Here is a 13,091-nt window from a genome sequence, read left to right as displayed (position 1 = left end):
GGGGTTCAGGAGCAGACAACCATGCGATTGCATTCAGGACAGAGGCCAGAATGAATACGGCCGTGATGCTTCGTCATCACACCTCCTATCGCTATGATCGACCTGTGTTTCTCGGCCCACAGACCATTCGCCTTCGCCCCCCTGCGAGAACACACAATCCTGTCCTGACCTATGCGCTCAATATCGGGCCCACTGACGGCAGGCTTATCTGGCGCCAGGACACGTACGACAACACAGTAGCCGAAGCAGTTTTTACCAAGCAGATGTCGCATTTCGACATTGAAGTCCGGATGACGGTTGATCTGACCCCGTATGATCCATTTACCATTACACGCCTCCCCTTTTCGGACATTACGGCAGATCAGAAGCCCAGTTACAGGCAGCCTATTTCTGACGCGTCCGTTCTGGATACTTTCCTCAATGGCGACTTTTCCACCTCGGGAGAAACTGATCTGGATCGCCTAATCTGGCTCAACCGGAAGCTCGCCGCTTTTCTCCATTACAAGACACGCATGGAACCGGGCATCTGGTCTCCTACTGAGACACTGTCGCGACAGACGGGTTCATGCCGGGACAGTGCATGGCTCCTGATCGCTCTGGCCCGACACCTTGGCTTTTCTGCCCGGTTTGTCTCCGGATATCTCATCCAGTCCGCTCTCCAGAACACAGAATCCAATCCTCTGACGTGCGACCTGCACGCCTGGGCGGAGATTCTGATCCCGGAACGGGGCTGGTTTGGCTTTGACACTACATCCGGTCTGATCACGGCGCAGAACCACATTCCTCTTGCCGTTTCCGCCACGCCGGAAGACGCAGCTCCAGTTTCAGGGCTGCTGGATCACTGTCAGGCACGTTTTGACGTCCTGATGGAAGCGCAGCATTTGCATGAAGTGGCGAATACCTGACATCATGCTTCGGCAAGAGCTGCAAAGGTGCCGAAACTGTGAAACTTTTCTCGTGTCAGTGCTGCCAGCAGGCTCTGTATTTCGAAAATACGGCATGTGAGTCCTGCCATCATCCGGTTGGGTATCTTCCCGGCCTCTCCGCGCTGACGGCCCTTGAACCTGCGGGGCACGGCCGGTGGCACCCTCTGGAACCACAGGTTCGGAATGCAGAACTCGTTTATTGCTCCAATCATGATCATGGCGCCTGTAACTGGCTCACAACTCCAAGCCAGACAGGCCAGCCTCCCATTTGTTTCGCCTGCCGCTTCAATCGAACCATTCCCAATCTGGAAGATCCGAAAAACCTTGAACGGTGGCGAAAAATCGAAGTCGCCAAGCATCGTCTGTTCTACACGCTGCTTCGCCTGAAACTTCCGATCCGCAGTTGGCGGGAAGATTCGGATAATGGGCTTGCTTTCGATTTTCTCGATGATGCCCCCGACGGTTCAGCGCCAGTCATGACAGGCCACAACAACGGTCTTATCACGCTTGCAATCCGGGAAGCCGATGACGCCGAACGCGAGCGCATGCGCGTGGAAATGGGCGAATATTACCGCACCCTTCTGGGCCATTTCCGCCACGAAATCGGCCATTATTACTGGAATGTTCTGGTGCGCGATGCCGGGCGTCTGGAAAGCTGCCGCGCCATCTTCGGAGATGACAGTCAGGATTATCAGGAAGCCCTACAACGCCATTATAACAATCCCCCTCCGGAAGACTGGCGCGAACGCCACGTCAGCAGCTACGCCACATCCCACCCATGGGAAGACTTTGCCGAGACATGGGCCCACTACCTGCACATCGTCTCCACTCTCGAAACAGCCTGGGCTTACGGCGTCACGATCCATCCGGGCATCCCAGATCCATCCACCCTGTCGACGGACGGCCCGATGAATGACCCGTATCTAACCGCGACTTTTGACGAGATCATGGATGCCTGGGTTCCGCTGACCTCTGCCGTCAACAGCCTCAACCGATCCATGGGGCTGGCTGATTTTTACCCGTTTGTCCTGACTTTAGGTGTACGGGAGAAGCTGGCATTCATTCACGCCCTGATCCGGGAAACACAGGCCCTTCGTTAAGACGCAGCTTTAGTTCCCCCGAACTGGCGCGTCCGCATCTGACGCGCCTGATGAATAAAGTACAGCTTGGCACCCGTCATTCGCACAGACCGGTACACAAGATAGACGGGTGCCGTCAGAGCCGTTCGGGATGAAAGGGGGATGTACGTAATCTGCCCCGCATGATGCTGTTGCATCGAGTGTGGCACGACAGAAATACCCAGCCCTCCGGCCACCAGACTGAGCGCCGCCATAAGCTGCGGGCCTTTCTGCCGAATATTGGGCATAAATCCGGCACCCAGACAGGCATCCACAATCGTCTTGTAGAGGCCGTTGTTATACTGGCTCTGATAGAGGATGAAGTCTTCGTTCTCGAGATCCGCCAGCCTGAGCCCCTCTGCTGGGGGGTTGAGAGCCAGTGGGTGCGCCCTGGGAACAGCCACCACCATCGGCTCTTCCAGAATCAGTTCCACCATCACATCCGATACATCCGGGATGGAGGCACGCACGAACGCCACATCCACAAGATCATCGCGCAAAGCCCCAAGAAGCTGACTGGAATTTCCCTCTGTCAGGCTCAGCGTCACATCCGGCCAACTCTCCCTGAAGTGCCCCAATACGGCTGGCAAGCTGGGATGACACATGGCCGAATTGGTAAAACCAACAGAGAGTTCGCCACTTTCGCCCCGTACGACCCGCCTCACATCCTCAACCGTCTCATCAACCCGATCGAGAATATCATACGCACCTTTGAGCATGCTGCGCCCGGCAGCCGTCAGACGCATGCCTTTGGCATGGCGCTCAAAAAGTTGAACGCCCATCGCCTCCTCGCAGGAGCGCAACATCCGCGTCAGAGGGGGCTGCTGAATCCCCAGCCGTTCTGCCGCCCGCGTCAGGTTTCCCTCTTCGGCAATAGCCACAACGGCGCGGAAATGACGTAACTCAACCATGCGATACCTTTAAGGTATGATGAAACCTGCAACGAAATATTGGACCTAGCAGTTTTCGCCTCTAAAGTCCGCACGCCTTCTACGCACGGACAGACAGGATACGCCATGACCGACAAAATTCCCGCCACGCTCATCGCCGGTGACGGTATCGGACCTGAGATCATGGCCTCTGTCACGACTGTACTGGATGCGCTGGGCGCACCCTTCGTCTGGGATCATCAGAATGCCGGAATGGGCGCGCTGGAAAATCAGGGCAGCGCCTTGCCGGACATCACGCTCGACAGCATTGCCCGCACGGGGTTGGTTCTCAAGGGCCCGCTAACAACGCCGGTCGGCAAGGGTTTCCGCTCCATCAATGTGACCCTCCGTCAGCAGTTTGACCTGTATGCCAATGTCCGCCCAACGCAAACAATTGTGCCGGGCGGCCGTTACAGCAATGTTGATCTGGTCGTGATCCGCGAGAATGTCGAAGGCCTTTATGCCGCCATGGAACACTACATGCGCGTGGGCGATGACCCGGAAGCCGTAGCCTATGGCGCAGGCTTCAACACACGTGCGGAATGTAATCGTATCGTAAGATTCGCTTTCGAATACGCTGTGAAAAATGGCCGCAAGAAGGTCACATTGGTTCACAAGGCCAATATTCTCAAGATCCTCAGCGGAATCTTCCTGCACGAAGGCCGCCGCGTAGCTGCCGAATATGAAGGCCGCATCGAGCTTGAAGAACGTATTGTCGATGCCTGCGCGATGGAACTCGTCATCAAGCCGGAAAACTACGATGTTATCGTCACAACCAACCTGTTTGGTGATATCCTCTCCGATCTGACAGCTGGCCTCGTAGGCGGTCTGGGCATGGCTCCGGGAGCCAATATTGGAGAGAAGATGGCTGTGTTCGAGGCCGTCCACGGATCGGCCCCGGATATTGCTGGCAAGGGTGTTGCCAATCCGCTGGCGCTCATGATGGCCGCCAGCATGATGCTGGCCCATGTGGGACGTCAGGATCTGTCTGCCCGCCTTGATGGCGGCATGAAGCAGATCCTGACGACGGACGGCGTCCGCACCCGCGATCTGGGCGGCACTGCCACGACAGAAGACGTTACGCAGGCCCTCCTGCGCGCCATTCACTGAACAGACGACACGACCAGCAGGGATACAGACATCATGAAACAGGTTGGACACGATCTTCTGGGCAGCCAGCGCGACCTGTCCGTTGACGGACAGACCTATCGCTATTTCTCCCTTCCCGTGGCCGCGGAGAAGATCGGGGATATTTCCCGTCTTCCTGTCAGCCTCAAGGTTCTGCTTGAAAACGTCCTGCGCTTTACGGACGGCACGAGCTACAAGGTGGAAGATGCACAGGCTATCGCGGACTGGCTGCGTTATGCCGGTTCCACGCAGGAAGTACCGTTTAAGCCGTCCCGCATTCTGATGCAGGATTTCACGGGCGTTCCAGCCGTTGTCGATCTGGCCGCCATGCGCGACGGTATCCTGTCCCTCAACGGCGACCCGCGGAAGGTCAACCCGCTCGTTCCCGTGGATCTCGTGATCGACCATTCCGTCATGGTGGATGTGGCAGGTCGTGCGGATGCCCTTCAGCAGAACGTATCGCTGGAATTCGAACGAAATGGCGAGCGTTACGCATTCCTCCGCTGGGGCCAGCAGGCGTTCGACCAGTTCCGCGTTGTGCCACCGGGTGCGGGCATCTGCCATCAGGTCAATCTGGAATACCTGTCCCAGGTCGTCTGGACCAGCACGATCGACGGCGTGACCTACGCCTATCCGGACACGCTGTATGGAACGGATTCCCACACCACCATGGTCAATGGTCTGGGTGTTTTGGGCTGGGGCGTCGGGGGCATTGAAGCCGAAGCCGCGATGCTCGGCCAGCCGATTTCCATGCTCATTCCGGATGTCGTCGGTTTCCGCCTGGACGGCAAACTTCCTGAAGGCACCACGGCCACAGACCTTGTCCTGACCATCACGCAAATGCTGCGCGCCAAGGGCGTTGTCGGGAAATTTGTCGAGTTCTATGGTCCTGCGCTGGACCACCTACCCGTTGCCGACCGCGCAACCATCGCCAACATGGCCCCGGAATACGGGGCGACCTGTGGCTTCTTCCCCGTTGATGCACTGGCACTGGATTACCTGCGCCAGACCGGCCGGGATGAACACCGGATTGCACTTGTCGAAGCCTATCTGCGAGCGCAAGGCATGTTCCGTGATGCTTCCACGCCAGAGCCAGTTTTCTCATCCACGCTCTCACTGGATCTCAGCACTGTCACCCCATCTCTTGCTGGTCCGAAGCGCCCGCAGGATCGTGTTGAACTCCGCTCGGCCTCCGAGGCTTTCGAGAAGGCCCTGACAGAAACGCTCGGCGTCAAACCGGAAAACACCATCGTCACCGCTCCGGTCGCCGGAACGGATTACGCGCTGGAGCATGGCTCCGTCGTCATTGCGGCCATCACGTCCTGCACCAACACGTCCAATCCCGCTGTTCTCGTGGCGGCTGGTCTGGTCGCCCGGAAAGCGCGTGCGCTTGGCCTCAAGCCCAAGCCCTGGGTCAAGACATCCCTCGCTCCCGGCTCTCAGGTCGTGACGGATTATCTGGATCGCGCTGGCCTGTCCGCTGACCTTGATGCGCTCGGCTTCGAAACCGTAGGCTATGGCTGCACAACCTGCATCGGCAACTCCGGCCCGCTGGACCAGCCGCTGGTTGATGCGATTGAAGGCCATAATCTGGTTGCAACGTCCGTTCTTTCAGGGAACCGCAACTTCGAGGGTCGCATCTCGCCGAACGTCCGCGCGAACTACCTTGCCAGCCCCCCGCTTGTAGTCGCTTATGCCCTGCTTGGCACCATGCGACAGGATATTACAACGGCGGTTCTGGGCCATGCACCGGACGGAACGCCCGTGCATCTCAAGGACCTCTGGCCGTCCAACCACGAAGTCGCCGAACTCGTCGGCACGGCTGTCACGCGGGAAGCCTTCGTGGATCGCTACAGCCGCATCACCGAAGGCACGCCGGAATGGCAGGCTCTCGGATCTGCCAGCGAGTCCGCCACTTTCAAGTGGCAGCCCGGCTCAACCTATGTGCAGGACCCGCCTTACTTCACGGACCTGAAGGCTGATCCCCAGAACCCGACCGATATTTCCGGCGCCCGCGTTCTGGCTCTGCTGGGTGACAACATCACGACGGACCATATCTCCCCGGCGGGTTCCATCGCTGCATCTTCCCCCGCAGGTGAATACCTTCAGGAGCATCAGGTCTCGGTCAAGGATTTCAACTCCTACGGCTCCCGCCGTGGCAATGATCGCGTCATGGTGCGAGGCACATTCGCCAACATCCGCATCCGCAACGAGATGGCACCGGGAACTGAAGGCGGCATGACACGCCATCAGCCCGATGGAACCCTCATGCCGATCTACGACGCCGCCACGCGCTATGCCGAAGAAGGCACACCACTCGTCGTCTTCGGTGGGAAGGAATACGGCATGGGCTCGTCCCGAGACTGGGCGGCCAAGGGCACGCGTCTGCTCGGCGTCAAAGCTGTGATTGCGGAAAGTTTCGAACGCATCCACCGCTCAAACCTCGTCGGCATGGGCGTTCTCCCCCTGACGTTCGAGGACGGCACAACCCGCAAAACCCTGGGGCTGGATGGGACCGAGACGATCAGCATTGCGGGCATCAAGGACCTGACGCCCCATAAGACACTGATCATGACCATCACTCGTCAGGATGGCAGCCAGCAGCAGGTTCCCCTGCTCTGCCGTGTCGATACCGTAGACGAGGCCGACTATTACCGCCATGGCGGCATCCTACCTTATGTCCTGCGCGGCATGGCAGCAGCCTGAGCTTCACCTCTGACGATCTGCTTCGTCCAGATCGTCAGGGTCTCTCTCGACCGGCAAAGACCTTACCCCATGACCATTCTTTATGATCGAGCCGTACCGTCTGCCGAAGAATTTGCGCATCTATTACGGAAATCAGGCCTAGGTGTGCGTCGGCCCGTCGATGACCTCGCGCGCCTGCAGCGTATGCTTGATGGTGCAAACCTGACGGTTACGGCACGGGATAGTCAGAGCGGAGAACTCGTTGGAATAGCACGCTCCATTACGGACGGTGCCTATGCCTGCTATCTGTCAGATCTTGCTGTGCATGAAGATTACAAGGGTCATGGCATTGGCAAAAAACTGATCGCGACAACACAGGATCATGCAGGCCCGGAATGTGCCTGCATCCTGATTGCCGCCCCTGACGCTGTGTCCTTTTATCAGCATATCGGGATGCCTCAGACAGATCGGGCTTTTGTTCTTCCCAGAACAGTCTGACAACTCAGGCCCGGCGTGCCAAAGCAAGTTTCAGACTGAACAGCAGAAAGACGCCGCCGGTCAGACGGTCCATACGGCGCACCACAACAGGACTCGACAAAAACCGCCCAAGCGGAATGGTCAGCGCGACCAGCAGCCCAAGCCATGCGAAGGAAAGGACTGCCTGAATGGCCGTGAGGAGCAAAGAAAACTCCTGAACATTGACGTGCGGCGGAATAAACTGCGGCATGAACGTCATGTAAAACACGCCGACTTTTGGGTTGAGCAGATTGCTCAGCAGACCACGGCGGAACGCGGCCCCAGCTTCCGGGCGGTTTGTCAGCTGCCCGGCAGCAGCTTCTTCTTGTTCATGGGCAAGGGAAGAACGAGGATGAAGCAATAGCTTGATGCCCATCCATCCCAAATAGAGCGCCCCTGCCCACTTAACAGCCGTGAAAGCTGTTTCCGAAGCGGCCAGCAAGGCCGTCAGGCCGAAGGCCGCACCCAGCCCCCAGACAGCAAGCCCAAGACAGATCCCCAGAACGGCTGCCAACCCGGCTTTCCAGCCCGATGTCGTGGCTGTTCGCAAGGTCATGGCCGTATCAAGACCGGGGGTAATGGTGAAGATCGCTGCGGTGGCAGCAAACGCAAGAAGGGGAAGCAGATAGGGATGCATGGCCAGACCATACACTCGCTTCTTCTGCCCCCCAATCCCTGATCAGGCCAGTTCAACTTCCTTTTGAACAGCCGGCATACGGATCAGATAATCAAAGGCGGAAAGAGATGCCTTTGCCCCCTCACCCATCGCAATCACGATCTGCTTGTAGGGCACAGTCGTCGCATCACCAGCCGCGAAAATCCCGGGGACGGACGTGGCGCAATGGTCGTTAATAACGATTTCGCCATACGGACTCAGGTCCAGAGAACCCTTAAGCCAGTCCGTGTTCGGTAGCAGTCCGATCTGCACGAACACACCATCTGTCTTGATGTGATGCAGACCACCATCCGCATCGCTGTAAGTCAGACCCGTGACTTCCTTGCCATCGCCTTCGATCTTCGTGGTGAGCGCGCTCATCAGAACCGTGACGTTTGGCAGGCTCAACAGCTTGTCCTGCAAAACCTTATCGGCTTTCAAATGTGCACCGCGCTGCAGAAGCGTGACATGGGACACGATATTGGCCAGATCGATCGCAGCTTCCACGCCGCTATTACCGCCGCCAGTCACGACAACCGGCCGTCCCTTGTAGAACGGGCCGTCGCAATGCGGGCAATAGGCTACACCCTTCGTGCGATATTCTTCCTCACCAGGGACGCCAAGCTGACGCCAGCGCGCGCCTGTCGCCAGAATAATCGTCTTGGACCGCAGGGTCGCTCCGCTTTCCAGAACAATCTCGTGCAATCCACCCGGCTGCTTTGTCGGAACCAGTTTCGCAGCTTTCTGGGAGGCAATAATCTGCACATCATACTGGCGCACATGGGCTTCCAGCGCTCCGGCCAACTGAGGACCTTCCGTTTCCTTCACGGAAATGAAGTTCTCAATCCCAGCCGTATCCATGACCTGCCCGCCAAAACGATCAGCCACCAGCCCCGTCCGCAGGCCTTTACGCGCAGCATAAATAGCAGCCGACGCACCAGCAGGGCCAGCACCTAGCACAAGCACATCAAATGGTGCCACATCCTTCAGCTTCGCAGCAGCGCGCTCAACGGAAGAGGCGTCCAGCTTGGCGAGAATATCCGCAACTTCCATACGGCCAGATGCGAATGGCTCCCCATTCAGATAGACCTGCGGGACGGAGCGAATACCCAGACGTTCCACTTCTTCCGGGAAGTCCGCGCCATCAATCGCTGTGTGATGGATCTTCGGGTTGAGAACGCTCATGGCGTTCAGAGCCTGCACAACATCCGGGCAGTTCTGGCAGGACTGGGAGAAATACGTCTCGAAATGGAAGTCCCCGTCCAGCGCCTTGATCTGTTCAACAAGATCGGCCTCGATCTTGGGCGGATGCCCACTAACCTGAAGCAGACCCAGAACCAGAGACGTGAACTCATGTCCCATAGGCAGGCCGGCAAACGTCACCTGTTCTACGGAACCGGCACGGCGGATCACAAAGGAGGGGCGGCGCGATGCTGTTCCGGCGTCGGAAAACGTCACCTTGTCTGACAGGCTGGCAATATCTTCCAGCAATCCGCGTACTTCAACAGAGCGGTCGTCAGAGCCAAGCGTGGCTTCGAGCACGACGTCGCTCCGCAGGTACTCCATATAGGCGCGCATCTGGGTTTTCAGGTCGTCCTGAAGCATCGTTTTCTCCAGCGTTTTTGTAAGAAAAATTCTTGTTAAAATCCTGCCTCTCCAGGAGAGGCAGGAGGATGGTGAGGCTGTCCTGCCTCACCGGGCAGGATCAGATCTTGCCGACGAGGTCGAGGGACGGCTTCAGCGTTGCGCTGCCTTCCTTCCACTTGGCCGGGCAGACTTCACCCGGGTGGCTTGCGACGTACTGTGCAGCCTCGATCTTGGCGAGCAGTTCGGTCGCGGAGCGGCCAACGCCACCAGCCGTGATCTCGATGTACTGAACCTTGCCTTCAGGATCGAGCAGGAACGTACCGCGGTCAGCCAGACCAGCTTCTTCGATCAGAACACCGAAGCTGCGGGAGATCGTGCCCGTCGGGTCGCCAAGCATCGTGTACTTGATCTTGCCGATTGCCGGGGACGTGTCGTGCCAGGCCTTGTGCGTGAAGTGCTTGTCTGTGGAGACAGCGTAGATTTCAACGCCCAGCTTGTCGAAAGCAGCCTGGTTGTCAGCGAGGTCTTCCAGTTCCGTCGGGCAGACGAACGTGAAGTCAGCCGGATAGAAGAAGAAAACGGACCACTTGCCGCGGACGTCTGCGTCCGTGACGGTCAGGAACTTGCCGTCGCGGAATGCGTCGGTCGAGAAGGGTGCCAGCGGCGAATTGATGCGAACCATCAGAAGGTCTCCTGCTTTGTCGCTCGTGTTGTGTTGCGGAACCTATGTCCCACAGAATGAGAGGGACAGGAAACAGTTCCTGTCAATATGATTGATCGGTCAGACCGAATACAGATCAATCCCCAATCACCACTACCTATCTTATATCAGAGCCGCTGACCAGACCTTCAAGCCCATTGCGCGCTTTAATGTCGTCATTCAGTCGTACTCCTGCCGGTCTGTTTGTCATCTGCCAGACATGGTCGGCAGGTATTTTTCAACTGGTGCTCTTGGGATAAAGCCGGTTGACCACCTTTTCCATCGTCAGCCCCTGCACGACGATTGTAAAGACCACGACACCATAGCAAACCGGAAGCAGCGTTTCCCGAAGTTCACCCGGCGGTAATCCCAGAGCCAACGCCACGGAAATCCCCCCCCTCAGCCCACCCCAGGTCAAAACACCGAGAGCCTTTCCGCGCTCCCCCTGCTGAAGATGAACCGGCATTGTCGAGAGAAAGACGCTCAGTCCGCGCACGATGACAGACAGTGGGATGATCAGAAGGGTTGCGACCAGATTGGGAAGATGCGGCGTGATCTCCAGAAGCTCAAAGCCAATCAGCAGAAACAGCAGGGCATTCAGGATTTCGTCAATCAGCCCCCAGAACGTCGTCAGCTCCTGCCGGGAACGCTCGGGAATAGCGCGTTTTCCCGCGTCGGTCGCCAGCCACATGCCTGCAACCACGACCGCAATTGGGCCCGACATATGGAAGGCGCTGGCCAGGCTATACGTCCCCGTGGCAAGCGCCAGCGAAGCAAGGAGGTCAATCTGCATATCCTCCACGCCTCGAATGATTTTCAGGGTGAGCCAGCCCGTCACGCCTCCCAACAAGCCACCTCCGACGGCTTCAATCAAAAACCGTACGACAAAATCCATCATGGCCACACTCTGGACCTCGCCGGTTGCCACTCCGATCACTGTCCCGAAAATCACGACACCTACGCCGTCATTAAACAGGCTTTCGCCAGCAAAGACCGCCTGTAAGGAGTCCGGCAATCCAAGCCGACGCAACATACCCACCACGGACACAGGATCTGTCGGTGCAAGAATGGCCCCAAGAACCACACACCAACTGAAGGGCACATTCATCCCCAACAGCGGGAAAACAAGCCAGGCCGCGCCGGCCAGAAGAGCCACAGCCAGTACGGTGCCAAAAATTGCCAGTGCTGCGACCGCTTTTCCTCTCGATAGCAGAAGCCCCAGATTGACCTGCATGGCGCCCGCAAACAGCAGGAAGGAAAGCGCCCCTTCGAGAAAGGTTTCAGGCAGATTGACCTGCCCGAGCAGGGAGCGGGGAATGTGCTGAAGGTCATAGCCGGGGATCAGCGGATTGATCAGCATGACCAGCATCGAAATGACCATGGAGATCAGGAGAATGCCGATTGTCATGGGCAGTTTGAGCAGACGCTCGTTCAGAACTCCAAAACACGTTGCCCCAACCATCAGCAACGCAAAAAGTCCGAGTGAATTCATCTGCCCTGCTCCATCATGCCCTAGCTTCCCGCCGCCCGCCTGAACATTCATCAGGGCGCATTTTTACATTCACTGTCAGACACAGAAAGCTTCTGTAACAGGCAGAGTTTCAACCGTAAGATTTCAACATATCGCTGTTCAGGGTTTTACCGCGCCATTATTTTGAAGATGTGACAGTCGGCTCGCCAGGAAGCCCGTGACAGCAGCTTCTTCAGCAGACAATCCATGCTCCGGCGCCTCAAGAACATCCTTCGCCCTTTTCTGGAACGCTGCCCGAAGCGTGCCATCCAGATGGCCATCCACCACGCAGGGATTGATATAGCTTTTCCGACACACGGCAGGCGTATTGCCAAGCCGGGCGGCCACGGATTTCACAGCCTCGACAATCTGTTTCTTGGCTTTCGCTTTCGTATCGTAGTCATTGAACGCACAAAGCGTAACGGCCGCAAGCTGCGTAGCAGCCCAGGTTCGGAAATCCTTCGCTGTAATCTCCTCGCCAGTCACCGTCTGAAGATACTCGTTCACGTCCTGCGAATGCACATCATGCCGCGCACCGTCTTCGTCCAGATACTGAAACAGACGTTGCCCCGGCAGATCTTCCAGCCGGGAAACAAGCCGTGCCAGACGCGCATCAGAAAGGTCCAGATGCTGCTCAATGCCATGCTTGGCACGGAAGTCGAGCGTGACATGCTTCCCACTGACATCCACATGCCGGTGACGAAGGGTCGTAAGGCCGTAACTCCGGTTTTCGCGTGCATAACGGTCATTGCCAATCCGGGCCATGGTGCGCTCCATGATGAAGACAATGGCAGCCAGAACCCGGTCCCGGTCCAGCTTCTTACGTGCCAGATCCTTCGCAACCTGTGCCCGGAGCGCCGGAAGCTTCTCGCTGAACACCAGCATGCGATCAAACTTCGCAAAATCCCGCGTTTGGCGCCATTTGGGATGATAGCGATACTGCAACCGTCCACGCGCGTCCGTGCCTACGGCCTGCAAATGCCCGTCCGGATCAGCACAGATCCATACATCGCGATACGCTGGAGGAATACCAAGACGTTTCAGGCGGCTAATGACGTCCTGATCGGCAATGCGCTTTCCAGTAGGATCATAATAAGCAAACCCCTTACCCGCTCTTCTACGTGTAATGCCGGGTTCAGTGCGGTCAACGTAGTGAAGCCCTGCGCGTCTGGCCTGTTTCTGCTCTGGTGAAAGTTTTGCTGTCACGTTTCTACCGTTCCCTCTCCGTCCGTCTGTAACAGCGTGCTTCAGGAACGGGAGTTTCGTCAGATCCGCTTACGGTTCCTGATACTTCCTGACATGACAGCCACCGTGTCGCAGGCGACGTAGAAGCGAAC

Annotated in this window: 11 protein-coding genes; 5 read left to right on the top strand and 6 right to left on the bottom strand. The window is 57.5% G+C overall.

Annotated elements, in window-relative coordinates:
• Positions 1 to 50: 50 nt before the first annotated feature.
• Positions 51 to 905, top strand: coding sequence for a transglutaminase family protein (locus GFR01_RS08055; protein WP_099182000.1), 855 nt, complete (start codon positions 51 to 53; stop codon positions 903 to 905).
• A gap of 38 nt (positions 906 to 943) precedes the next feature.
• Entirely contained in the window at positions 944 to 2,026 is a 1,083-nt protein-coding gene (locus GFR01_RS08050) for a zinc-binding metallopeptidase family protein (protein ID WP_099181999.1), read from the top strand.
• Here GFR01_RS08050 and GFR01_RS08045 read toward each other — a convergent pair.
• Positions 2,023 to 2,955 (bottom strand): LysR family transcriptional regulator, encoded by a 933-nt coding sequence (locus GFR01_RS08045; protein WP_099181998.1) that lies wholly within the window; start codon positions 2,953 to 2,955, stop codon positions 2,023 to 2,025. The genes GFR01_RS08050 and GFR01_RS08045 overlap by 4 nt on opposite strands.
• A 105-nt stretch (positions 2,956 to 3,060) precedes the next feature.
• Between GFR01_RS08045 and GFR01_RS08040 the strand changes: the two genes are divergently transcribed.
• The 3 genes from GFR01_RS08040 to GFR01_RS08030 all read left to right on the top strand — a co-directional run bounded on the left by GFR01_RS08040 (position 3,061) and on the right by GFR01_RS08030 (position 7,284).
• Positions 3,061 to 4,083 (top strand): isocitrate/isopropylmalate dehydrogenase family protein, encoded by a 1,023-nt coding sequence (locus GFR01_RS08040; RefSeq protein WP_099181997.1) that lies wholly within the window; start codon positions 3,061 to 3,063, stop codon positions 4,081 to 4,083.
• A 33-nt stretch (positions 4,084 to 4,116) separates the two neighbouring features.
• Positions 4,117 to 6,807 (top strand): aconitate hydratase AcnA, encoded by a 2,691-nt coding sequence (acnA, locus tag GFR01_RS08035; RefSeq protein WP_099181996.1) that lies wholly within the window; start codon positions 4,117 to 4,119, stop codon positions 6,805 to 6,807.
• A gap of 69 nt (positions 6,808 to 6,876) precedes the next feature.
• Positions 6,877 to 7,284, top strand: a complete 408-nt coding sequence (locus tag GFR01_RS08030) for a GNAT family N-acetyltransferase (protein ID WP_099181995.1) — start codon at positions 6,877 to 6,879, stop codon at positions 7,282 to 7,284.
• A gap of 4 nt (positions 7,285 to 7,288) precedes the next feature.
• Here the strand turns inward: GFR01_RS08030 and GFR01_RS08025 are convergent, their stop codons facing one another.
• The 5 genes from GFR01_RS08025 to GFR01_RS08005 form a co-directional block, all read right to left on the bottom strand.
• The gene (locus GFR01_RS08025) at positions 7,289 to 7,954 is read right to left on the bottom strand and encodes a LysE family translocator (protein WP_099181994.1); all 666 of its coding nucleotides are present in this window, start codon (positions 7,952 to 7,954) and stop codon (positions 7,289 to 7,291) included.
• 27 nt (positions 7,955 to 7,981) lie between these two features.
• Positions 7,982 to 9,562, bottom strand: a complete 1,581-nt coding sequence (gene ahpF / locus GFR01_RS08020; RefSeq protein ID WP_063903287.1) for an alkyl hydroperoxide reductase subunit F — start codon at positions 9,560 to 9,562, stop codon at positions 7,982 to 7,984.
• Positions 9,563 to 9,662: 100 nt separating this feature from the next.
• Complete coding sequence (gene ahpC, locus GFR01_RS08015) at positions 9,663 to 10,226, bottom strand: alkyl hydroperoxide reductase subunit C (protein ID WP_099181993.1); 564 nt, start codon at positions 10,224 to 10,226, stop codon at positions 9,663 to 9,665.
• Positions 10,227 to 10,482: 256 nt separating this feature from the next.
• Positions 10,483 to 11,736: a cation:proton antiporter gene (locus GFR01_RS08010; RefSeq protein WP_099182137.1), complete on the bottom strand. Its 1,254-nt coding sequence runs from the start codon at positions 11,734 to 11,736 to the stop codon at positions 10,483 to 10,485.
• Between the two features lie 138 nt (positions 11,737 to 11,874).
• Positions 11,875 to 12,960 carry a DNA topoisomerase IB gene (locus tag GFR01_RS08005; protein WP_099181992.1) on the bottom strand — a complete coding sequence of 362 codons (1,086 nt, stop codon included), beginning with the start codon at positions 12,958 to 12,960 and terminating at the stop codon, positions 11,875 to 11,877.
• Positions 12,961 to 13,091: the final 131 nt, after the last annotated feature.

Origin of the sequence: Gluconobacter frateurii (assembly GCF_002723955.1) — a bacterium.
GTDB classification, from domain to species: Bacteria; Pseudomonadota; Alphaproteobacteria; order Acetobacterales; family Acetobacteraceae; genus Gluconobacter; species Gluconobacter frateurii.
The sequence above is the reverse complement of the archived record's forward strand: the minus strand, read 5'-3'. Positions and strand labels throughout refer to the sequence as shown.